Origin of the sequence: Sphingomonas sp. KRR8, assembly GCF_023559245.1 — a bacterium.
Classification (GTDB): Bacteria; Pseudomonadota; Alphaproteobacteria; order Sphingomonadales; family Sphingomonadaceae; genus Sphingomicrobium.
Map to the genome: position 1 here is coordinate 2,476,818 of NZ_CP097462.1, position 19,773 is coordinate 2,496,590.

Annotated in this window: 24 protein-coding genes; 11 read left to right on the forward strand and 13 right to left on the reverse strand. The window is 66.7% G+C overall.

What is annotated here, in order from left to right:
- Positions 1 to 43: 43 nt before the first annotated feature.
- The 3 genes from M8312_RS12515 to M8312_RS12525 all read right to left on the reverse strand — a co-directional run bounded on the left by M8312_RS12515 (position 44) and on the right by M8312_RS12525 (position 986).
- The gene (locus M8312_RS12515; RefSeq protein ID WP_250118017.1) at positions 44 to 301 is read right to left on the reverse strand and encodes a GlsB/YeaQ/YmgE family stress response membrane protein; all 258 of its coding nucleotides are present in this window, start codon (positions 299 to 301) and stop codon (positions 44 to 46) included.
- A 122-nt stretch (positions 302 to 423) separates the two neighbouring features.
- On the reverse strand, positions 424 to 723 hold the full coding sequence (sciP, locus tag M8312_RS12520; protein WP_250118018.1) for a CtrA inhibitor SciP: 300 nt from the start codon (positions 721 to 723) through the stop codon (positions 424 to 426).
- An 89-nt stretch (positions 724 to 812) separates the two neighbouring features.
- Positions 813 to 986, reverse strand: coding sequence for a hypothetical protein (locus tag M8312_RS12525; protein ID WP_250118019.1), 174 nt, complete (start codon positions 984 to 986; stop codon positions 813 to 815).
- Positions 987 to 1,059: 73 nt separating this feature from the next.
- Between M8312_RS12525 and mnmA the strand changes: the two genes are divergently transcribed.
- Positions 1,060 to 2,172, forward strand: a complete 1,113-nt coding sequence (gene mnmA / locus M8312_RS12530) for a tRNA 2-thiouridine(34) synthase MnmA (protein ID WP_250118020.1) — start codon at positions 1,060 to 1,062, stop codon at positions 2,170 to 2,172.
- Positions 2,173 to 2,202: 30 nt separating this feature from the next.
- Positions 2,203 to 2,682, forward strand: a complete 480-nt coding sequence (locus M8312_RS12535; RefSeq protein WP_250118021.1) for an NUDIX hydrolase — start codon at positions 2,203 to 2,205, stop codon at positions 2,680 to 2,682.
- On the opposite strand, the gene M8312_RS12540 is transcribed toward M8312_RS12535, so the two are convergent.
- The 3 genes from M8312_RS12540 to pdxH are packed head-to-tail and all read right to left on the reverse strand — an operon-like array spanning position 2,679 to position 4,956.
- On the reverse strand, positions 2,679 to 3,455 hold the full coding sequence (locus M8312_RS12540; protein WP_250118022.1) for a PhzF family phenazine biosynthesis protein: 777 nt from the start codon (positions 3,453 to 3,455) through the stop codon (positions 2,679 to 2,681). The genes M8312_RS12535 and M8312_RS12540 overlap by 4 nt on opposite strands.
- On the reverse strand, positions 3,452 to 4,378 hold the full coding sequence (locus tag M8312_RS12545; RefSeq protein ID WP_250118023.1) for a cation diffusion facilitator family transporter: 927 nt from the start codon (positions 4,376 to 4,378) through the stop codon (positions 3,452 to 3,454). The genes M8312_RS12540 and M8312_RS12545 overlap by 4 nt, the downstream gene beginning before the upstream one ends.
- A complete protein-coding gene (pdxH, locus tag M8312_RS12550) occupies positions 4,375 to 4,956 on the reverse strand; it encodes a pyridoxamine 5'-phosphate oxidase (RefSeq protein ID WP_250118024.1) in 582 nt (193 codons plus the stop codon). The genes M8312_RS12545 and pdxH overlap by 4 nt, the downstream gene beginning before the upstream one ends.
- Before the next feature lie 90 nt (positions 4,957 to 5,046).
- Here pdxH and M8312_RS12555 point away from each other — a divergent pair, with 90 nt between their 5' ends.
- The 4 genes from M8312_RS12555 to M8312_RS12570 all read left to right on the forward strand — a co-directional run bounded on the left by M8312_RS12555 (position 5,047) and on the right by M8312_RS12570 (position 8,460).
- On the forward strand, positions 5,047 to 6,000 hold the full coding sequence (locus M8312_RS12555) for a DnaJ C-terminal domain-containing protein (protein WP_250118025.1): 954 nt from the start codon (positions 5,047 to 5,049) through the stop codon (positions 5,998 to 6,000).
- A gap of 9 nt (positions 6,001 to 6,009) precedes the next feature.
- Positions 6,010 to 7,068, forward strand: coding sequence for a YihY/virulence factor BrkB family protein (locus tag M8312_RS12560; protein WP_250118026.1), 1,059 nt, complete (start codon positions 6,010 to 6,012; stop codon positions 7,066 to 7,068).
- Positions 7,065 to 7,871 carry an enoyl-ACP reductase FabI gene (gene fabI, locus M8312_RS12565; protein WP_250118027.1) on the forward strand — a complete coding sequence of 269 codons (807 nt, stop codon included), beginning with the start codon at positions 7,065 to 7,067 and terminating at the stop codon, positions 7,869 to 7,871. The genes M8312_RS12560 and fabI overlap by 4 nt, the downstream gene beginning before the upstream one ends.
- Before the next feature lie 118 nt (positions 7,872 to 7,989).
- Positions 7,990 to 8,460 carry a hypothetical protein gene (locus M8312_RS12570; protein WP_250118028.1) on the forward strand — a complete coding sequence of 157 codons (471 nt, stop codon included), beginning with the start codon at positions 7,990 to 7,992 and terminating at the stop codon, positions 8,458 to 8,460.
- A gap of 1 nt (position 8,461) precedes the next feature.
- Here the strand turns inward: M8312_RS12570 and M8312_RS12575 are convergent, their stop codons facing one another.
- Positions 8,462 to 8,617: a DUF2256 domain-containing protein gene (locus tag M8312_RS12575; RefSeq protein ID WP_250118029.1), complete on the reverse strand. Its 156-nt coding sequence runs from the start codon at positions 8,615 to 8,617 to the stop codon at positions 8,462 to 8,464.
- A 3-nt stretch (positions 8,618 to 8,620) separates the two neighbouring features.
- Positions 8,621 to 9,910 (reverse strand): adenylosuccinate synthase, encoded by a 1,290-nt coding sequence (locus tag M8312_RS12580; RefSeq protein WP_250118030.1) that lies wholly within the window; start codon positions 9,908 to 9,910, stop codon positions 8,621 to 8,623.
- Between the two features lie 98 nt (positions 9,911 to 10,008).
- On the opposite strand from M8312_RS12580, the gene M8312_RS12585 reads away from it, so the two are divergent.
- Positions 10,009 to 11,001: an alpha/beta hydrolase gene (locus tag M8312_RS12585; protein WP_250118031.1), complete on the forward strand. Its 993-nt coding sequence runs from the start codon at positions 10,009 to 10,011 to the stop codon at positions 10,999 to 11,001.
- 16 nt (positions 11,002 to 11,017) lie between these two features.
- Here the strand turns inward: M8312_RS12585 and M8312_RS12590 are convergent, their stop codons facing one another.
- The gene (locus M8312_RS12590; RefSeq protein ID WP_250118032.1) at positions 11,018 to 11,518 is read right to left on the reverse strand and encodes a PilZ domain-containing protein; all 501 of its coding nucleotides are present in this window, start codon (positions 11,516 to 11,518) and stop codon (positions 11,018 to 11,020) included.
- 164 nt (positions 11,519 to 11,682) lie between these two features.
- On the opposite strand from M8312_RS12590, the gene ygiD reads away from it, so the two are divergent.
- Complete coding sequence (ygiD, locus tag M8312_RS12595; protein WP_250118033.1) at positions 11,683 to 12,540, forward strand: 4,5-DOPA-extradiol-dioxygenase; 858 nt, start codon at positions 11,683 to 11,685, stop codon at positions 12,538 to 12,540.
- 10 nt (positions 12,541 to 12,550) lie between these two features.
- Here the strand turns inward: ygiD and M8312_RS12600 are convergent, their stop codons facing one another.
- From M8312_RS12600 to M8312_RS12610, 3 genes are all read right to left on the reverse strand, one after another.
- Entirely contained in the window at positions 12,551 to 13,390 is an 840-nt protein-coding gene (locus M8312_RS12600; RefSeq protein WP_250118034.1) for an FkbM family methyltransferase, read from the reverse strand.
- Positions 13,391 to 13,453: 63 nt separating this feature from the next.
- On the reverse strand, positions 13,454 to 15,037 hold the full coding sequence (gene serA, locus M8312_RS12605; RefSeq protein WP_250118035.1) for a phosphoglycerate dehydrogenase: 1,584 nt from the start codon (positions 15,035 to 15,037) through the stop codon (positions 13,454 to 13,456).
- Positions 15,038 to 15,131: 94 nt separating this feature from the next.
- Positions 15,132 to 16,256 (reverse strand): phosphoserine transaminase, encoded by a 1,125-nt coding sequence (locus M8312_RS12610; RefSeq protein ID WP_250118036.1) that lies wholly within the window; start codon positions 16,254 to 16,256, stop codon positions 15,132 to 15,134.
- A gap of 388 nt (positions 16,257 to 16,644) precedes the next feature.
- On the opposite strand from M8312_RS12610, the gene M8312_RS12615 reads away from it, so the two are divergent.
- Genes M8312_RS12615 through xth form a run of 3 tightly spaced genes read left to right on the forward strand, consistent with a single transcriptional unit; the run spans position 16,645 to position 18,899 of the window.
- Positions 16,645 to 17,715, forward strand: coding sequence for a M23 family metallopeptidase (locus M8312_RS12615; protein ID WP_250118037.1), 1,071 nt, complete (start codon positions 16,645 to 16,647; stop codon positions 17,713 to 17,715).
- A 37-nt stretch (positions 17,716 to 17,752) separates the two neighbouring features.
- The gene (gene erpA / locus M8312_RS12620) at positions 17,753 to 18,079 is read left to right on the forward strand and encodes an iron-sulfur cluster insertion protein ErpA (protein ID WP_250118038.1); all 327 of its coding nucleotides are present in this window, start codon (positions 17,753 to 17,755) and stop codon (positions 18,077 to 18,079) included.
- A 46-nt stretch (positions 18,080 to 18,125) separates the two neighbouring features.
- Entirely contained in the window at positions 18,126 to 18,899 is a 774-nt protein-coding gene (gene xth, locus M8312_RS12625) for an exodeoxyribonuclease III (RefSeq protein WP_250118039.1), read from the forward strand.
- On the opposite strand, the gene M8312_RS12630 is transcribed toward xth, so the two are convergent.
- Positions 18,900 to 19,772, reverse strand: coding sequence for a hypothetical protein (locus M8312_RS12630; protein ID WP_250118040.1), 873 nt, complete (start codon positions 19,770 to 19,772; stop codon positions 18,900 to 18,902).
- Position 19,773: the final 1 nt, after the last annotated feature.

Consider the following 19,773-nt stretch of genomic DNA (forward strand, 5'->3'; position numbering starts at 1 on the left):
AATGATGAAGCGCGGCCTTCCTGTTGTGTGTCAGTTTCGCAGCTTAGCGAACGCTACCGCGACGAACCAGGTTCACGATCGCGAGCAGGACGATGGCGCCCAGCAGGGAGTAGAGGAAGCTCTGCAGCGTGATGCCATTGTTCAGGCTGGCGCCACCGCCGAGCAGGAAGCCGGCAATTGCCGCACCGATAATGCCGACGATCACGTTAAGCAGGATGCCCTGCTGACCGTCGGTGCGCATGACAATGCTAGCAAGCCAACCGCAAATGCCGCCGACCACGAGCCAGATAATAAAACCCATGTGCGTTCCCTCCTGTATCGTCCGCTTGTTGCTGCGGACCTTATGGCGACAAGACGCACTCACGTGCATCTTGTTCCGCCCCAGCAACAGCCGGGGGAGGGAACGGTTCCGTAACGACTATGTCAATAGCGTTGCTGTCGCTCGTATACCGAACGATAGTGCTGGATGCGCGTGACCCGCAGGCCAGGCATGCCACTGCGGTCCACCGCGCGCTGCCAGCTGGCGAACTCCTCAAGGCTGAGGCCATAGCGCTGGCATACCTCGTCGACCGTCAGCAGCCCCCCGGCAACCGCGGCAACGACTTCGGCCTTACGCCGCACGACCCAGCGGGTGGTGCTCGCGGGCGGAAGCTTGTCCAGCGTCAGCGGCTCGCCAAGCGGGCCGATCACCTGATGCGGACGGAACTTCTGATTTTCTAGCATTACTTCCTCAAAGCCCGCTTAGTGGTTCTGCCGGCGGTTTACCGGCGCCCCGTTGAAGGAAAGCTGAAATCTGCTGGTAAACGTCACGCTTACTCCTTGCTTTTGGTTCGTGACCGCAACGCTGCCACCGCGGCGAAGCCACCGGTCCAATGGCTTTGCTCGGCCGGAGAGGTCTCCCGCCCGGCAAGGAAGCGGACCAGCGTCTCCTGACCATCGCGGCCAAGCGGCATCGCCGGGACAAAGCTCCTCGGCTGGTGGGTCAACGAGTGGCTTCCTTACCTAACATTCTGCCGCCCTAGCGAAGGAGGGTGAACTTCGCGTAAAGAAGGCCCGTCCATGAACATCGATTTCGCCCTGTCAAAGCCCGCTTCCGCGGCTCGTATCGTCGTCGCCATGTCGGGCGGGGTCGACAGTTCGGTCGTGGCCGGGCTTGCCGCAAGCACCGGCGCCGAGGTGATCGGCGTGACACTCCAGCTCTACGATCATGGCGAGGCGGTGAAGCGCAGCGGCAGCTGCTGCGCGGGGCAGGACATCTATGATGCGGCACAAGTCTGCGAGAAGCTTGGCATCCCGCATTACGTGCTGGATTACGAAAGTCGTTTTCGGACGGGCGTCATTGACCGCTTCGCCGACGAATATGCGCAGGGTCGTACTCCCGTGCCCTGCTCGCTGTGCAACCAGGGCGTAAAGTTCACGGACCTGATCGCATTCGCGCGTGAACTGGGCGCAGACTGTCTAGCTACGGGACATTATGTGCGGCGGCTGGTTCGCAGCGGACAGGCCGAGCTGCACCGCGGTGCCGATCCTCGCCGCGACCAGAGCTATTTCCTATACGGCACCACGCGCGAACAACTGGACTTCCTTCGCTTCCCATTGGGTGACCTGCCCAAGTCCGCCGTTCGAGAGCAGGCCACGCAGTTGGAACTGGCGGTCGCGGCCAAGCCCGACAGTCAGGACATCTGCTTCGTGCCCGACGGCGACTATGCGGGGCTGGTCAAGCGGCTGCGCCCGGCGACGGACGCCCCGGGTGAGATCGTCGATTTGACGGGCCGAGTGATCGGGCATCATCCCGGAGTGATCCACTTCACCGTTGGTCAGCGGCGCGGGATCGAGATCGGTGGGCAGGCCGAACCGCTCTATGTGATCCGGATCGAACCCGCGACCCGTCGCTTGGTGGTCGGCCCTCGCCGAGCATTGGCGGTACAGGAAGTGCACATCGACCAGCTGAACTGGCTGGGCGAAGACCAGCGCGAGATCAGCGTGAAGGTCCGGTCTCTGGCGCCGCCAGTCGCCGCAACGTTGATTGGTGACCACATCCGCTTCGCCAAGCCGGAATATGGAGTTGCACCCGGCCAGGCCGCAGTCATCTACGACGGAAGTCGAGTGCTCGGCGGCGGGTGGATCATGAAGACGGTGGCAGCACCCTTCGAGATGGCCAGCGCGGCTTGACCGCTTTCCAACGCGGAGCGTTTCATCGCCATGGCTGAGCGCTCTTCCCGCCGATCGCTGCACAGCGCGGGGGTGTTGCTCTACCGATCCGGGCCGCCGCTCGAGGTGCTGCTGGTCAAGCCTGGCGGACCTTATTGGCGGCGCAAGCAGACCGGGGCGTGGATGATCCCCAAGGGGATGATCGAACCTGGCGAGAGTGCGCTTGAGGCTGCACTGCGCGAATTCTGCGAGGAAACCGGGATGACGATCAGCGGCATGCCAAGGCCCCTGTGCACGGTTCGCCAGGCCGGCGGAAAGCTGGTCGAGGCTTTCACGGTTGAGGGCGACTTCGATCCGGCGCGGCTCACGAGCATCGAGTTCGAGATGGAATGGCCGCCGCGCTCAGGCCGGCGGGAGCGCTTTCCCGAAGTGATCGAAGCGCGCTGGTTCACGCTGGAGGAGGCGCGCGAGTGCATGCTCAAGAGCCAGCTGCCGATCATCGACGCGCTGGACGTTTCTTCGCCCAGCTAGATCTGGAAGCTGCCCTCGACCACCGTCCAGCAGCGGCCCGATAGCAGCACGCGGTCATCGGCCAGTTCGCAATCGAGCAGCCCGCCGCGCGGCCCGACCTGCGCCGCGCTGAAGCGTGTCCGTCCAAGCCGTTCGGCCCAGTAAGGCACCAGGGCCGCATGGGCCGAGCCGGTGACCGGGTCTTCGTCGATCCCGTGATAGGCAGCAAACACGCGGCTCGCGATGTCGGTGTCCGTGCCCGGTGCGGTCACCATGACCAGCGACGGAATGGCGCGAAGTGCGGCGAAATCGGGTCGAACCGCCCGCACGGCGAGCTCATCTTCCAGGGTGACGATGATGGCGCCATTCCCGCCGCTGCCTCGGTGAACGGTCCCGGACACGCCAAGGGCGCTCAAGGCGTCAGGAGCCTCCGCCTCTTCGATCCGGGATGTCGGCAGGCTCAGGCGCAGCTGCTCACCATCGCGTTCAACCGTCAGTACGCCCGAGCGCGTCTGGAAGCGGACCTGCGCGCCGGTCAGCAGCACATGCCCGGCGGCCAGCGTTGCGTGACCGCACATGTCCACTTCGACGGCGGGCGTGAACCAGCGCAGATGATAGTCGGCGTCCTTGCCGTCGAGCGGCACGGTGAAGGCGGTTTCGCTGAGGTTGTTCTCGGCGGCGATCGCCTGCAGCAGCAGGTCGGGCAGCCATTCCTCCAGCGGCATGATGGCCGCCGGATTGCCGGTCAGCGGCGTCGGCGCGAAAGCATCGACCTGGAAGAAGGGAAGGATCATCGGCGTTCCGTCAGATGGTGGGGCAACAGGCCCTCGCGGTCGATATGCCCTTCCGGATCGAGGTGCATCAGCATCTCGATGCCGGGGAAGCGGGCCTGCAACTGTTCCTCGATCGGGTCGAGCCGATCGTGCGCCTCACGGACGGTCCATTCCTCCGGGACCCAGACGTGGAATTGCACGAAGTCGTGCGCGCCAGAGGTGCGGGTGCGGACATCGTGAATACCCTTGAGTTCCGGATATTCGGCGCAGGCGGCGAGAAAGGCTTCGCGCTTGGCGAGCGGCCATTCGGCGTCCATCAGCTGATTGACGCTTTCGCCAGCCGCCGACCATGCGCCCCACAGCAGCCAGAGAGCGATGCCGATCCCGAACAGCGCGTCGGCGCCCGACAGGCCGAGCCACTGATCGAGCACCAGCGCCGCGATCACCGCGGCGTTGAGGAACAGGTCGGACTTGTAATGAAGGTTGTCGGTCTGGATCGCGATTGAGCCGGTCCGGCCGATCACGCGCTTCTGGTAGGTCAGCAGAAGCACGGTCGCGGCCATCGCCAGCACCGATACGCCCACCCCCAACTCCGCATTCTCAGTGGGTGCGTGGTGGATCAGGCGGTCGACGGCGCGCCAGGCGATCCCGACCGCACTGACGGAAATCAGTACGACCTGGGCAAGGGCCACAAGGGCCTCGGCCTTGCCGTGACCGAACCGATGGTCATGGTCGGCCGGGATCGCGGCGATGCGTACGCCGGCCAGCGTCACCAGGCTTGCGACCAGGTCAAGCGCGGTGTCGGCCAGGCTGCCGAGCATGGCGGTGGAGTCGGTCGCGATCGCCGCCCAGCTTTTCGCCAGCAGCAGGAAACCTGCCATCGCCACGCTCGCCAGCGCCGCCCGGGTGGACAACTTCGCGCGCTCCGCGCCCGTCACCCTCATGGATAGAGCAGGCCTTCGTCCCAGCCGCCGTCGGCGCGGCGGGTGAACAAGCGGCGATGGTGCAGCCGGAACTCGCCATCTTCCCAGAATTCGATGCGCTCAGGCACCAGACGGAAGCCCGACCAGTGGGGAGGACGCGGAACCTCCCCCTCGCCGACCCGCGCCTTTTCCTGCTCGATCCGGTTGAGGAAGGTGGCGCGGCTGTCGAGTGGGCGGGACTGGTCACTCGCCCAGGCGCCGATTCGACTGCTGCGCGAGCGGCTGGCGAAATAAGCATCCGCATCGGCATCGCTGACCTGCTCAAGCCGGCCTTCGGCACGGACCTGCTTGCGCAGCGACTTCCAGTGGATGCAGAGCGCCGCCTGCCGATTGGCGGCGATCTCTTCGCCCTTGCGGCTTTCAAGGTTGGTGAAGAAGCCGAAACCCTGCGGTCCATGCAGCCGCATCAGCACCATCCGGACGGAGGGCCGACCGTTGGGCGTGGAGGTCGCAAGCGCCATCGCGTCGGGGTCGTTGGGCTCGCTTGCTTCCGCTTGCGCGAACCAGCTTTCGAACAGTTGGAAGGGGTCCTCGGCCATGCCGGCGGCTCTAGGCGTGCCGGACCTTGCGAGGCAAGCACGGCGAACTACCTAGCGCGGCACTGTTGTTTCCGCCTAAGACACCGACCCATGGACCTCTACGCACGGCTTGGGATCAAGCGCGGCGCCAGCGAAGCCGAGATCAAGAAGGCCTATCGCAGCCTCGCCAAGCAACTTCATCCCGACGCCAACAAGGATAATCCCAAGGCGGCCGAGCGCTTCTCGCAGGTGACCTCTGCCTACGACCTCCTGTCCGACAAGGACAAAAGGGCGCGTTACGACCGTGGCGAGATCGATGAGGATGGTAATCCCAAGATGCCGTTCGGCGGCGGGTTCGGTGGCGGGGCCGGCAGCGGCTATGCCGGAGCGCGGCCGGGTGCCGGCGGGTTCGAGGGCTTTGGCGACGCCGAGGGCGTTGATCTGTCGGATCTGTTCGAAGGCATCTTCAATCGTGGCGGCGGCGGCGGCGGCCGTGCCGGCGCGGGCGGGGGCTTTGGCGGGTTCGGCCGGCGCTCCGCTCCGCAGAAGGGACCCGACGTCGCCTACCGGCTGACTGTGCCTTTCACCGATGCCGCAACGCAAACGCCCCAGCGCATCACCTTGCGGGACGGCAAGGCAATTGACCTCAAGCTGCCCGCCGGAGTCGAGGACGGCACCAGAATCCGCCTGGCCGGCCGCGGGGAGCCCGGGACGGGCGGCAACGGGGATGCGATCATCACCATCGCGATCGAGCCCCATCGCTTCTTCACTCGCGACGGAGATGACGTCAGGGTGACCCTGCCAGTGACGCTGAAGGAAGCGGTGCTTGGCGCGAAGGTGAAGGTGCCGACCGCCGACGGGCCAGTCATGCTGACCGTCCCCAAAGGTGCCAGCTCGGGCAAGGTGCTGCGGATCAAGGGACGCGGGTTCTCCGGACGCAATGGCGTGCGCGGCGACCAGCTCGTGACGCTCAGCATCGACCTGCCGTCCGGTGACGCGGCGCTGGAGCGCTTCGCCAGTGAGTGGGACGGCGGCGGCAACCCGCGGGCTGGGCTGGGCGTCTAGCCTACCGCCGTGCTGGGCCTGTCACCCGAATCGCCGGAAGCCCGGCGCAAGCGTCTCGCGAGCCTCCAGGCGCGGTTCGGGACTAGCGTCGTCGACCGCCTTCGTCCGGGGCAGCGCCCATTTGAGATCATCAAGCGCGTGCTGGTCGGCGTCTACAGCGACGGCTTCATTCACGCCGGCAACCTTGCCTACCTGTCCCTGGTGGCGATGTTCCCCTTCTTCATCACTGCCGCCGCGCTCGCCTCCCTGCTGGGGCGGAGCGAGGATGCCATGCGCACCGTCAACGTCGTGTTGCTGCAGGTGCCGCCCGATATCCGCAAGTTGCTGGTCGGACCCGTGCAGGAAGTCCTCACCGCACGAACCGGGCCGCTGCTGTGGTTCGGCGGGATCGTCGGGCTGTGGACCGCCGCCAGCTTTATCGAGACCCTTCGCGATATCCTGCGCCGCGCCTATGGCGTGAAGTATAACGCGCCGTTCTGGGAATATCGGCTGATCTCCATCGGCTTCATCCTGGGGTCCGTGCTGCTGCTGATGACCGCCTTCGCAGCGTCGGTGGCGCTGAGTTCAATCGAGGCGCTGATCCTTCACGTCTTTCCCCGGCTGGCGCCCCTCATCGGCTCATTTTCTTTCTACAAGATGATCCCGGCGGGTGCGCTCTACGTTTCCATCTACGTGATCTTCGTGGTGCTGACCCCGCGCCGCTATCGCCGGATCGAATGCCGCAAATGGCCGGGCGCCTTGCTGGTAACCTTGTGGTGGCTCGCCACGGCCGAGTTGCTGCCCCAGGCGATGCGCTTGGTCGGAGGCTACAGCCTGACTTACGGCAGCCTGGCGGGCGTGATGATCGCCCTCCTGTTCTTCTTCGTCATCGGCCTCGGCGTCGTGATGGGCGCCGAATTAAACGCGGCACTGGCCGAAACGGAGGCAGTGGCGCTAGAGGGCGAGCGTTATTCTGGACCCTTTGCCGACCAGCTGCCGGTAGAGGAACCCAGTGCCGGACCAGAGCCGCTCGAAGCGCTCGCGGACAAGGTGATGTTGACGGACAAAGGGGACGGGCCTTCCACATGACGGGATTGATGCAGGGTAAACGCGGGCTGATCATGGGCCTCGCCAACGATCGCTCGCTGGCGTGGGGAATCGCCCGCCAGCTGGCCGACCATGGTGCCGAAATGGCGTTTTCCTACCAGGGCGAGGCCTTGGAGAAGCGGGTCCGCCCGCTGGCGGCGCAGTTGGGCCACGAGCCCTTCCTGATCGACTGCGACGTCAGCGACATGGCGGCACTCGACCGGCTGTTCGCCGAGATCGAGCAGCACTGGGGAACCATCGATTTCCTGGTTCACGCGATCGGCTTTTCCGACAAGAACGAGCTTCGCGGCCGGTTTGTCGACACCACCCTCGACAACTTCCTCCTGACCATGAACATCTCAGTCTACAGCTTCGTCGCGGTGGCGCAGCGGGCGGCGCGTTTGATGCCTAATGGGGGGTCGCTGCTGACACTGACCTATTATGGCGCCGAGAAGGTCATCCCCCATTACAACGTGATGGGCGTCGCCAAGGCGGGACTGGAGACGGCGACCAAGTATCTCGCCGCCGACCTCGGCAAGGAGAACATCCGGGTCAATGCCATTTCGGCCGGGCCGATCAAGACACTGGCGGCGAGCGGCATCGGTGACTTCCGCTACATCCTCAAGTGGAACGAGCTGAACAGCCCCCTTCGCCGCAACGTGACGATCGAGGATGTCGGCGGGGCCGGGCTCTACCTGCTCAGCGACCTGGCAAGTGGCGTCACTGGCGAGATCCACCATGTGGACGCCGGCTACAACGTGGTCGGCATGAAGGCCGAGGACGCGCCGGACATCGCCACGGTCTGACGGCCGACGGCTGCCAGGTTTCGCGGGATTGACCTCGCCCGTGGCACGGGGCAGCCATGAATGGTGTCCGGCGACGGCCACAGGTGCGCGTTCCACTCGAACAAGGGGCACCCTCATCATGCGCATGGCACCAATCCTCTGTTCCGTCTTCCTCCTGCTTGCCGCGGCACCGGCCGCAGCGGCTCCAGCCGATGATGCGGCCGCGGCGGTCGGCGCGGTCCTCGACAAGTTCAACGGTGGCGACTCGGCGGCGTTTGTCGCGGCACATGCGGACGGGGCGCTGATCACCGATGAATTCGCGCCGTTCCAGTGGGGCGGGGCGCGGTCGGTCCAGCGCTGGCTGGATGACTATGCCAAGGACTCTGCTGCGCGCGGGATCACTGGCGGGCGGGTCGACCATGGCGCTCCCCTTGCCGCCAATGGAAACGCGAGCCGCGCTTATGTCGTGCTTCCGACCACTTATCGCTTCAAACAGAACGGCAAGGCGATGGTCGGCAAGGGCAGCATGACCTTCGTCATGGTGAAGAGCGGCCCCGACTGGAAGATCGCCAGCTGGACCTATTCGGGCGCGACCCCGGTCGCCGAGTAGGTCAGCTCGTCGCGCTGCCCGTCGAGCGGCAGCGATCGGAGCAGTAGCGCACCTGGTCCCAGTCGCGCGCCCACTTCTTGCGCCATGCGAACGGGCGTCCGCAGGCCGCGCAGGTCTTGGTGGGCAGGTCGCCCTTGCGGACCATCTTGCCAGTCATCGGTCAGCTGGCGAACGGGTCCCTGACCAGGATCGTGTCGTCGCGTTCCGGTGAAGTGGAGACGAGCGCGACCGGGCAGCGGATGAGTTCCTCGACCCGGCGGATGTACTTGATCGCCTGGGCCGGAAGCTCCGCCCAGCTGCGCGCGCCGGCGGTGCTTTCGGACCAGCCGGGCATGTCCTCATAGACCGGCTCGACCCGCGCCTGATCGGCGGCATGCGGCGGCAGGTAGGTGAAGTCGCGGCCGTCGATCCGGTAGCCGGTGCAGATGCGGATGGTGTCCAGCCCGTCGAGGACGTCGAGCTTGGTCAAGGCGACGCCGGTGATGCCGCTGACCGCCACCGCCTGACGGACGAGAACGCTGTCGAACCAGCCGCAGCGGCGGCGGCGGCCGGTGACGGTGCCGAATTCGCGACCGCGTTCGCCGATACGCTCACCGATCTCGTCGAACAGCTCGGTCGGGAAGGGCCCGGCGCCGACGCGGGTGGTGTAGGCCTTGACGATGCCAAGGACGAAGCCGGCCGCGGACGGGCCGGTGCCGCTGCCGCTGCCGGTGGTGCCGGCGACGGTGTTGGACGAGGTGACGAATGGATAGGTGCCGTGATCGACGTCGAGCAGCACGCCCTGCGCGCCCTCGAACAGGATACGGCGGCCCCGCCCGCGCGCTTCGTCGAGGTCCACCCACACGGGCCGGGCGAACTGGAGGACAAAGTCGGCGATCTCGGCCAAGTCCGCCTTGAGCGCGGCGCGATCGACCGGCGGCTGGCCGAAGCCGGCGCGCAGCGCATCGTGGTGAGCGCAGAGCCGGTCTAGCAAGGGGTCAAGCTCGGACAGGTGCGCTAGGTCGCAGACGCGGATCGCGCGGCGGCCGACCTTGTCTTCATAGGCCGGGCCGATGCCGCGGCGGGTGGTGCCGATCTTCGATGCGCCGCTGGCATCTTCGCGCAGGGCGTCGAGGTCGCGGTGGATAGGGAGGATCAGCGGGCAGGTTTCGGCAAGCCGAAGCACGTCGGGCGTGACCGCCACGCCCTGCGCCCGGATCCGCTCCACCTCGTCGCGCAGCGCCCAGGGGTCGAGCACCACGCCGTTGCCGATGATGGACGGCGTGCCCCGCACGATGCCGGACGGGAGCAGCGAAAGCTTGTAGACCTCGCCCCCGACGACCAGCGTGTGGCCCGCGTTGTGGCCACCCTGAAAGCGCACGACCAGGTCGGCCCGGCTGGCGAGCCAGTCGACGATCTTGCCCTTGCCCTCGTCGCCCCACTGCCCGCCGATGACGGTGACGTTACCCATCCGAAACAATCCTGCTGTTTGGCTGAACGGCGCGATCAGTCGCGGTTCAGCGGCGCTCCTATTGATTGCCGCCCGCAACGTCCAGTTGGAGACGAACAATGGGGATCAGCCGAACCGGGCTGGGGCTTGGACTGCTGGCGGCAAGTGCGCTGGTGGCGGGGCATGGCGTGCTGGCGCAGCAATTGCCCTCCGAATGCCGGACGACGGCGCTGCGGCAGTGCCTGCTGAGCGCGGACCGACAACTGTGCGTGTTGGGCGCCATGCAGGGGATGCCGGACAGCTGCCGCAAGGCAATCAGTGCGCGGGCGGCGAGCAGGGCCGGTGCCTTGCCGGCCGGGTGGCGCGAGGACGCCTATGGCCCGGACCCGCTGCAGAAGGTGGACTGGGTGGCACCCCCGGGAGTGCGAAAGGCGCCGCTTGTGCTCTTCGTCCATGGCGGCGGCTGGTCGATCGGCGACAAGCGAATGGATGCCGGCAAGAAGGGCGCGCATTTCGTGGGTGAGGGCTGGGCCTTTGCCAGTGCCAACTATCGGCTGGTGCCGCAGGCGACGGTCGAGCAGCAGGCGCAGGACGTCGCCAGCGCCATCGCCTGGGCGCGGCGGCAGCCGGACGTCGATCCCGACCGCATCGTGCTGATGGGGCATAGCGCCGGAGCACATCTGGCGGCGCTGGTCGGGACCGACCCAACCTACCTGAAGGCCGCTGGCGTGCCGCTGTCGGCGGTGCAGGGCGTCGTGCTGCTGGACGGCGCTGGCTATGACGTGGCGCAGCAAATGGCGGCGCCCCGCAATCCCGTTCAGAGCATGTACGTGCAGGCGTTCGGAAGCGATCGGGCGCGGCAGGAGGCGCTGTCGCCCACCCGCCATGCGGCAGCACCCAATGCCTCGAACTGGCTGATCCTGCCGGTTGAGCGGCGAGCTGATTCAGTCGCGCAGAGCCAGGAACTGGCCGCCAAGCTGAAGGCGGCGGGTGCCACCGTGCAGGTGGTGCCGCAGCCAGCCAAGACGCACATGACCCTGAACCGCGAACTGGGCGATGCCGGCGATCCCAGCACGGTCGTGGTCGATCGCTTCCTCGCGGGCCTCCGCTGAGTGCCCGCCGAGCGGGTCAGAGGATGGCGGAGACCGCCCAGGCGATCGCGCCCCAGCTCAGGCCGAGGAGCGCGACGAGCACCAGGCCGCGAGTGCGCAGCGAATAACGCTCGTCTGCCGGCTGAAAGGAGTCGGCCTCGGCGGCAAGTGCCTGCAACTGCGCAACGTCCATTTGCCCGTCCGGCGCCTGCTTGCGGGCAAGAGCCGGGCTGCGTAGCAGGGCCGCACTGACGGCGGCGGCGGGGATGCTCAGCTCGAACGCGCAGCCATGGAAGTTGCCTCCGCTCCACACCACGGTCGCCGCCGTGGGCCCGCGTTCTGGCAGATCGACGAACAGCGTCTCTCCGGCGGCGAGCGACTGAGCGGTCTCTATCAGCAGGCCGGTTGGCGAGAGGTCGTGGATCAGTACCTCGACCCCGGAGTCCGTCAGCGTGGAGCCGAGCCGAAGCGCACGACGGGACGCATAGCGTCGATTGTCGCTCTCCAGGGGCAGGGCGGTCTGTACGGCGGTTGGCATGAAAGCTTTCGTCCCCTCTTTGCTGAGACCGTGGCGGCAAGGTGTTAACAGTTGGTCAAGCACGCTGCGGAAACGGGGTCTGCACCAACCGCTGCAGGGTATGGAGCAGGCCGAACTCCCGCCAGCGTGCTAGGACGGCGTCGTTCGAGTCTCCAGGAGCCGACATGACCCAGTCCGATCGCACGCCCGCCCTGTTCATCGGTCATGGAAGCCCGATGAACACGCTGGAGAGCAACGGTTTCACCCGCGCTTGGGCCGGGATGGGGCGCGAGCTGCCGCGCCCGAGGGCGGTGCTGGTGGTCTCGGCGCACTGGTTCATCGGTGCGACGGCAGTGACCGCGATGGCGCGTCCCCGGACGATCCACGACTTCTATGGCTTCCCACCGGCCCTCAACGAATTCGACTATCCGGCGCCCGGCCTGCCGGAGTTGGCGGCGGAGGTGGCCGAGGAGGTCAAGCCGACGTGGGTCGGGCTGGATCACGACCAGTGGGGGCTGGACCATGGAACGTGGAGCGTGCTGGCGCACCTTTATCCGGAGGCGGACGTGCCGGTGGTTCAATTGTCGATCAACGCGCTGAAGCCGCTGGACTATCACCTGGAGCTTGGCGCGAAGCTGGCCGGATTGCGCGAGCGGGGCGTGATGATCCTGTCGAGCGGCAATGTGGTGCATAACCTGCGCGAGGTGCAGTGGCGCGATCCCACGCACGCGTTCGACTGGAACCAGCGGTTCGACGAGGCGACCGAGCAGCAATTGGTGGAGGATCCCGGAGCGGTGCTGCGGCTGCTCGACCATCCGGATTACGCGCGTGCGGTCCCGACCCCGGACCACTTCGTGCCGTTGCTCTACACGGCGGGGCTGGCGGCCGCAGGCGAAGGCGCGCGGGCAATGGTCCGCGGCTATGCGATGGGGTCGCTGTCCATGACCTGCTACGGGGTGGGCGTCGAGGAGGAATGCCCGGTCGAGGCGGAAGGGGCGGCCGGCATCCCGGCGGCAGTCCCGGCGGACCAGAGCAACATCTGACGGCGGCCCGTCAGCTCCCGGACTGGCGGCGAGTGAGGATCAGGTTGGCGTAGGTTGTGTCGGCGATCTCATAGTCGCGGCATACCGCTTCCGAGCAGTTCACCTCTTCCAGCCGCTTGGTCTGTCCGCCGTAGGATGCTTCGATGATGATGATCGCGGGCCGGTAGGGCGAATTGTCGATGAGGTCGTTGAGAACGTCCACGTCCAGCCCTTCGATGTCGAGGCTCAGCAGATCGAAGTCGGCGGGTACCTGGTGTTTCTCGAGCAGCGACACCAGTCGGAAGACGGGAACCTCAATCTCTCCCTTCAGTTCGCCCCACCCGGCCGCGGCCGAGCGCTTGAGGGACGACACATCGTCATTGGCGCCGATGTAGAAGGGCAGCGTGCCTTCCACCGGCCCGACGGCACAACTCTCCAGCGCGTAATCCAGACCCTGGAATTCGGCGTTGATCCCATCGATCAGCTGCGGATTGGCCTCGACCAGCAGCCCCCGCCAGCCGAAGTCGGAAAGCAGGTCGAAGGAGTTCGACCGCTCCCTGCCCCGCGCGCCGACGTCGACAATGAGCTGGTGACGGGAGCCCGACCTGACCAGGTGCCGCAGTAACAGCTTCAGCTCTCCGAACTGGGTGTGGTCGGAAAGGCCCGATGCGCTCAAACTCTTGCGCTCTGGCGACTGAAACAAATAGTCGGCGACGAACGCCGGCTCGTTGCTTGCTCGAGCCAGCATGTCGCTGAAGTAGGCAAGGCCAGACGCATCGGCATCCCTGCCAAGCGCAGCGCGATACAGGGCTGCAACGACCTCCTTGGCGGTAAAGGTTCGGCCGGTGATATCCATGGCGGTCTCTTCCATCGACGGCGCTTAGGTCGGCCGCGGAATCACTTCAACGACCAACTCTGCCCGTCCGAACGGCTCTCAAAACGTCAGCGGCACCACCTCGCGAACGCCTTCCAGCGCGCACAGCTGCTGCACCACGGGCGCGGGTACCGGCTCGTCAACGGCGACCAGCGCCACCGCTTCACCGCCAGCGGCGCGGCGCCCCAGGTTGAAGGTCGCGATGTTGAGGCCCGCGCTGCCCAGCGTCGTGCCGAGCTTGCCGATGAAGCCGGGCGCGTCGTTGTTGACGATGTAGAGCATCGCACCGCTGAGCTCGGCCTCGACCGGAACGCCGAAGATGTCGACCAGGCGCGGCCCGCTGTTGCCGAACAGGGTGCCCGCGACGGTCCGCTCGCCGGCGTCGGTGCCGACCGTCACGCGAACGAGGGTATGATAGTCGCCCTCGCGCTCGTGCCTGACCTCGCGCACGTCGAGCCCGCGTTCCTTCGCGAGGAACGGCGCGTTCACCATGTTCACCGTCTGGCTGTAGGTACCCATCAGGCCGGCGAGCACGGCGCCGGTGATCGGCTTCTGGTTCAGTTCGGCGGCCGCGCCCTCCACTTCAATGGCGACGCTCCGGACCGTGTCCCCAAGCACCTGGCCGACCAGCCGGCCCAGCTTCTCGGCCAGCGTCATGTATGGCTTCAGGCGCGGCGCTTCCTCGGCGCTGAGCGAGGGCATGTTGATGGCGTTGGTGACGCCGCCCGCGATCAGGAAGTCGCTCATCTGCTCGGCCACCTGGATGGCGACGTTGACCTGCGCTTCGCTGGTCGAGGCGCCGAGGTGCGGCGTCGAGATGAAGCCGGGCGTGCCGAACAGGGGCGAAGCGGTGGCGGGCTCCGTCTCGAACACGTCGAGCGCCGCGCCGGCGACCTGGCCGCTGTCGAGCGCGTCCTTGAGCGCGGCTTCGTCGATCAGGCCGCCGCGCGCGCAGTTGATGATTCGGACGCCGTGCTTGGTCTTGGCCAGTGCCTCGCGGCTGAGAATGTTGCGGGTCTGGTCGGTCAGCGGCGTGTGAAGGGTGATGAAGTCGGCGCGGCGGAGCAGGTCGTCGAGTTCGACCTTCTCGACCCCCATTTCGAGCGCACGCTCGGGGGTGAGGAAGGGATCGAAGGCGATGACCTTCATCTTAAGGCCGAGCGCCCGGCTGGCGACGATGGAGCCGATGTTGCCGGCGCCGATCAGGCCGAGGGTCTTGGCCGTCAGCTCCACGCCCATGAAGCGGTTCTTTTCCCACTTGCCGGCCTGGGTGGAGGCGTCGGCCTCGGGCAGCTGGCGGGCGAGAGCGAACATCAGGGCGATGGCATGCTCGGCGGTGGTGATGGAATTGCCGAAGGGGGTGTTCATCACGACCACGCCGCGCGCGGTGGCAGCGGGGATATCGACATTGTCGACCCCGATTCCAGCCCGGCCGACCACCTTGAGCCTGGTTGCGGCCGCCAGGATCTTGGGCGTGACCTTGGTCGAGCTGCGGATGGCGAGCCCGTCATAGTCGCCGATGATGGCGGCGAGTTCGTCAGGCGTCTTGCCGGTGATTTCATCCACCTGGATCCCGCGCTCGCGGAAGATGGCGGCGGCCTTCGGGTCCATCTTGTCGGAGATGAGAACTTTGGGTTGGGTCATGGAGCTTGGTCCTGGGGCTGTGCTCGCGCGAAGGCGGGAGCCTAGGGGTTCTTAAGAAGGATGGGGCACCCGCCTTCGCGGGAGCGCACGCGGATCAGGCGGAGGTTTGCGCCCAGGCCCAGTCGAGCCAGGGGCCGAGCGCCTCGATATCCGCGGCGTCGACCGTGGCGCCGCACCAGATACGCAGGCCAGGCGGGGCGTCGCGGTACCCGGCGATGTCGAAGGCCGCGCCCTCCTTCTCGAGCAACGCGGTCATCGCCTTGATCCGGGCCTCGTCGGCGTTGTCCAGGGTCAGGCAGACGCTGGTCGTCGACCGGCAGGCCGGGTCGGCGGCCAGGTGGTGGAGCCAGTCGCGCTGTTCGACGATACGGTCGAGCGCGGCGGCGTTGGCCTGGGTGCGCGCGATCATTCCAGCGAGACCACCGATGCCCCTGGCCCATTCGAGGCTGAAGATCGCGTCTTCCACGGCCAGCATGGAGGGCGTGTTGATGGTCTCGCCCTTGAAGATGCCTTCGCTGAGCTTGCCCTTGGAGACGAGACGGAACAGCTTGGGCAGGGGCCAAGCGGGAGTGTAGCTCTCCAGCCGCTCGACCGCTCGGGGCCCCAGGATCAGAACCCCGTGCGCGCCTTCGCCGCCGAGCACCTTCTGCCAGCTGAAGGTGGCGACATCGACCTTTTCCCAGGGAATGTCGTAGGCGAAGACCGCGCTGGTCGCGTCGGCGAAGCTCAGGCCCTCGCGATCGGCCGCGATCCAGTCGCCATCGGGCACTCGGACGCCGCTGGTGGTCCCGTTCCAGGTGAACAGGACGTCATTGGACCAGTCGACCTGGGTGAGGTCGGGCAGTTGGCCATAGTTGGCACGGATGACGGTGGGATCGAGCTTCAGCTGCTTGACCGCGTCGGTGACCCAGCCCTCGCCGAAGCTTTCCCAGGCTAAAGTGGTGACGCCGCGTGCCCCGAGCATGGTCCACATCGCCATCTCGAAGGCGCCGGTGTCGGAGCCGGGAACGATGCCGATGCGGTGAGTGTCGGGAAGCTGCAGAAGCTCACGCATCAGGTCGATGCAATAGCTAAGGCGCTGCTTGCCCAGCTTGCTGCGATGCGAGCGGCCGAGGCTGTGAACAGCGAGTTTGTCGGGATTCCAGCCCGGCGGCTTGGCGCAAGGACCGGAGGAGAAGAACGGACGCGCGGGACGCACGTCGGGCATTGGGGTCGTCATCACAAAACTCTCCTTGCAGAGAGCACGCGCCGCGTTGGGACGGCGTGGCCCGTCGGCGGCTGTAGCGAGCATTGCGACGGGCGCAAGCCGGAAAAATCGAATCGGAGCTAAGCTGTGGAGAAGTCGGCGGATGAAACCGCCACCCGAAACAAAGATCAGCACCAATCATCGTTTCGTCGCTGAACCGTCGCAACTCGTCCCGTGGAGCGGCAACAAAGGTTGAATTGCTTAACCAACCTAGGTCTTTTCCCGATTGCAACATGGCCGGAGGGGCAATCCGGGCGTGCGGCGACGGGGCTGGGGAGCTCCCGAACCTTAGTATTGCAGCCACGGACTGCGCCAGATCGGGCGTGGTCCGAAACTGTCGAGACGTGGAGCGAACGAGCCGATGGCGCATGCCCTGACGATGACGAACGGACTGCTGCGCAGCCGCGACCTGTTCGTCCATGATGGTGCCCGCCTCCGTCGTATTCGCCTTTCCGCTCCGTTCCAGTTGATCCTTCTTGCCCTTGCAGCATTGCTGGTGGGTTGGTCGGCGTTCGCCACCACCCGCCTGATGAGTGCCAAGCCGGCCGTGATCGCCGCCTCGCCGTCGGCGCCGTCGAGCACGATCGAAGCCCGCGCCCGGCTGATCGAGCAGCGGCAGGCCGTGATCGAGGCGTTGCTGGTCGGTCGCAATGTCGATCCGGCCTTGCTCGCCACCGTGACCAAGGCTGCGGGGCCGGCCGTGAAAGGTGAGCTTGCCAAGCTCGAGAGCCTGCAGGCCGAGCAGGCGGCACTCGTCGCCAAGGCGCTGGACGTCCGCTACCAGGTCACCGCCGGCGAGTTGAAGAAGCTTGGCCTCACGCCGGCGCGCGTGGGCGCCGAAGGCCGCGGTGGCCCGCTGGACTCCCTGCGGGGCGGGGCCGACCCGACGTTCAAGGCGCTGTTTACCAGCTGGAAGCGCCTCGACACCTTGCAGGACGGCGTGTTCGCGGTGCCGAGTGACAAGCCGGTCCGGACCGCCGCCTTTACCTCCAGCTATGGCGTCCGCTCCGACCCGTTCCAGGGCCGCGCGGCGATGCACGCTGGGATCGACCTGGCCGGGCCGATCGGGACGCCAATCTATGCCACCGCCGACGGAACGGTCGAGACGGCCGGCTGGAACAACGGCGGCTACGGCAACCTCATCAAGATCGACCACGGCCGCGGCATCGAGACCCGCTACGGCCACTTGAGCCAAGTGCTCGTGCACGACGGCCAGCGAGTGAAGCGCGGCGACCTCATCGCCCGCATGGGTTCGACCGGCCGCTCCACCGGCAGTCACCTTCACTATGAAGTCCGGATCGACGGCCGTGCGGTCAACCCGATCCCCTTCATGAAGTCGACCGACTACATCATGGCCCTGCGCAGCAGCGGCGGCGGCTCGTCGATGGACCAGGTCGCTCTGGGCGGACCGGCCAACAGCCGCGCCCGCTAAGCTTGTGAGCCCGGGCGAGGCTTCTTATCTCGCCACCGTGACCAGCCTGACCCTTACCCCTTCCGCCGCGAAGCGTGTCGCCTGGATTGCCGAGCGCCAAGCCAAGCCCGCGGTTCTGCGGCTCTCGGTCGATGGCGGCGGTTGTGCCGGTTTCTCCTATAAGTTCGGCTTGGCCGAGAGCGTCGAGGCCGACGATACCGTGGCCGAGACGGAGGGCGTCAAATTGGTGGTCGATAGTGTGAGCCTGGGTTTGCTCGATGGAAGCGAGGTCGATTTCGTTGAGGACCTTGGCGGATCGGCGTTCAAGGTACTCAACCCCAACGCGGCCAGCGGGTGCGGGTGCGGAAGCAGCTTCTCGGTCTAGCTGCGCTGCGCTCGCAATGCTGAACAGGCTTGGCTAAGCCGGCCCCATGAAGATCGCGACGTTCAACATCAACGGCATCCGCGCCCGGCTGCCGCGCCTGATCGAGTGGCTGCAGCGTGAGCAGCCGGACGTCGCCTGCCTGCAGGAGCTCAAATGCGCCGACGAAGCGCTGCCCGTGGGGGACATCGAGGCGGCCGGTTATGGCGCCGTCTGGCACGGGCAGAAGGGCTTCAACGGAGTCGCCATCCTGGCCCGGGGCGCGACTCCGGAATTGCGGCGGGTTGGCCTGCCGGGCGATCCCGACGACAGCCACAGCCGCTATATCGAGGCGGACGTCGGCGGCGTGGTGATCGCGTCGCTTTACCTCCCCAACGGCAATCCGATCGGAACCGAGAAGTTCGACTACAAGCTGCGTTGGATGGAGCGGCTGCGCGACCATGCGGCCGAGCTGCTGACCAGTGAGCGGTCGGTGGTGATGGCGGGAGATTATAACGTCGTGGCCGAGGACCGCGACGTCTGGTCGGCGGAGAGGATGGCGCATGACGCGCTGCTTCAGCCTGACACGCGGGTCGCGTGGCGCAAGCTGCTGTTCCAGGGCTGGACCGACGCTCTGCGCGCGCTTCACCCCCGCGAAGATAAGCTCTGGACCTTCTGGGACTATACGGCCGGCTGCTGGCAGCGCGACGCGGGCTTCCGGATCGACCACCTGCTTCTGAGCCCGGCGGCGACCGATCGGCTGGTCGCTGCCGGCGTCGACAAGTGGGTGCGCGGGGAGGAGAAGGCCAGCGACCATGCGCCCACCTGGGTGGTGCTCGATTAGCTAGCGGATCGCCTTGCTGCGCAGGAGCTTGGGCGCGAGGCTGATCGCGGCCAGCAGGGGATGCCGCCGTTGCCACGGCTTGAGCACAATGTCCGTGCCCGCATGGCGATTGATCTTCCATGCGATATATTCGGCGCCGCCGGCGAAGGTGGCGCTGGCCTTGGCGAGGCGGAGGACGGACAGGGCCTTTCCCTCCAGCCGGCGGCGGCGCCAGCTGGCGTGGCGGCGGCGGCCCTCGGCGCGGGCGGCGGCAAGCGCGGGCGCGGTGAACCGCTCGTAGCGCGCGCGGTCGGCGTCAACGACCGACACGCCCTTGCTCTTCTTCTCGGCCCGGAGCTCAGCCGAGTAGGTCAGAGCAAAAGCGCCGCGCCACAGGTCCAGCGGCGGCTGGTCGTTGGGCAATTCGGCCAGCGCGGCGCTGAGCAGGGTGGGGGCAGCGCGGGCGACGGCCGCGACGGCCCGCCCGGCCGCGGCGACGTCGGAAGACCATACGAGGCGCGAAGGCTGGGCAAAGCGCGCCCAGACGGACGGATTGCGGGTTTCCGGGCCGTTGAGGCGGTGGAAGTCGGCCTCGCTCAGCACCGCATATTTGGCGGTGAGGCCGTCATGCTCGAACGGAAAGACGTTGGGCGGGATCAGCCGGTTAGCGGTCGCCAGCCAGCGCCGGTCGTAGGCCGCGCGATAGTCCGACACGATCAGGTAGAAGTCGAGCATCAGCCCATCGAGCTGACTTTCCCGCAGGCACGAGCCGTAAAAGAGCACGGCGCGGGCAGCCTTGCCGTGCCGCCCGGCAATCGCCGCGGCCATGGCGGACACGCGCGGGTCGACCGGCTGTTCGAGCTCGGCCCGAACCAGTTCGAACAGCTGGCTCAAG

What these genes read in the sequence shown, in the direction of transcription:
- M8312_RS12610 (WP_250118036.1), bottom strand. Translation starts at nt 16,256, where the DNA reads ATGACGACCCCAATGCCCGACGTGCGTCCCGCGCGTCCGTTCTTCTCC.
- M8312_RS12580 (WP_250118030.1), bottom strand. Translation starts at nt 9,910, where the DNA reads ATGGGTAACGTCACCGTCATCGGCGGGCAGTGGGGCGACGAGGGCAAG.
- fabI (WP_250118027.1), top strand. Translation starts at nt 7,065, where the DNA reads ATGACGGGATTGATGCAGGGTAAACGCGGGCTGATCATGGGCCTCGCC.
- M8312_RS12585 (WP_250118031.1), top strand. Translation starts at nt 10,009, where the DNA reads ATGGGGATCAGCCGAACCGGGCTGGGGCTTGGACTGCTGGCGGCAAGT.
- M8312_RS12515 (WP_250118017.1), bottom strand. Translation starts at nt 301, where the DNA reads ATGGGTTTTATTATCTGGCTCGTGGTCGGCGGCATTTGCGGTTGGCTT.
- M8312_RS12590 (WP_250118032.1), bottom strand. Translation starts at nt 11,518, where the DNA reads ATGCCAACCGCCGTACAGACCGCCCTGCCCCTGGAGAGCGACAATCGA.
- pdxH (WP_250118024.1), bottom strand. Translation starts at nt 4,956, where the DNA reads ATGGCCGAGGACCCCTTCCAACTGTTCGAAAGCTGGTTCGCGCAAGCG.
- xth (WP_250118039.1), top strand. Translation starts at nt 18,126, where the DNA reads ATGAAGATCGCGACGTTCAACATCAACGGCATCCGCGCCCGGCTGCCG.
- M8312_RS12545 (WP_250118023.1), bottom strand. Translation starts at nt 4,378, where the DNA reads ATGAGGGTGACGGGCGCGGAGCGCGCGAAGTTGTCCACCCGGGCGGCG.
- mnmA (WP_250118020.1), top strand. Translation starts at nt 1,060, where the DNA reads ATGAACATCGATTTCGCCCTGTCAAAGCCCGCTTCCGCGGCTCGTATC.
- M8312_RS12615 (WP_250118037.1), top strand. Translation starts at nt 16,645, where the DNA reads ATGGCGCATGCCCTGACGATGACGAACGGACTGCTGCGCAGCCGCGAC.
- serA (WP_250118035.1), bottom strand. Translation starts at nt 15,037, where the DNA reads ATGACCCAACCCAAAGTTCTCATCTCCGACAAGATGGACCCGAAGGCC.
- M8312_RS12600 (WP_250118034.1), bottom strand. Translation starts at nt 13,390, where the DNA reads ATGGAAGAGACCGCCATGGATATCACCGGCCGAACCTTTACCGCCAAG.
- M8312_RS12555 (WP_250118025.1), top strand. Translation starts at nt 5,047, where the DNA reads ATGGACCTCTACGCACGGCTTGGGATCAAGCGCGGCGCCAGCGAAGCC.
- M8312_RS12575 (WP_250118029.1), bottom strand. Translation starts at nt 8,617, where the DNA reads ATGACTGGCAAGATGGTCCGCAAGGGCGACCTGCCCACCAAGACCTGC.
- ygiD (WP_250118033.1), top strand. Translation starts at nt 11,683, where the DNA reads ATGACCCAGTCCGATCGCACGCCCGCCCTGTTCATCGGTCATGGAAGC.
- sciP (WP_250118018.1), bottom strand. Translation starts at nt 723, where the DNA reads ATGCTAGAAAATCAGAAGTTCCGTCCGCATCAGGTGATCGGCCCGCTT.
- M8312_RS12570 (WP_250118028.1), top strand. Translation starts at nt 7,990, where the DNA reads ATGCGCATGGCACCAATCCTCTGTTCCGTCTTCCTCCTGCTTGCCGCG.
- M8312_RS12535 (WP_250118021.1), top strand. Translation starts at nt 2,203, where the DNA reads ATGGCTGAGCGCTCTTCCCGCCGATCGCTGCACAGCGCGGGGGTGTTG.
- M8312_RS12540 (WP_250118022.1), bottom strand. Translation starts at nt 3,455, where the DNA reads ATGATCCTTCCCTTCTTCCAGGTCGATGCTTTCGCGCCGACGCCGCTG.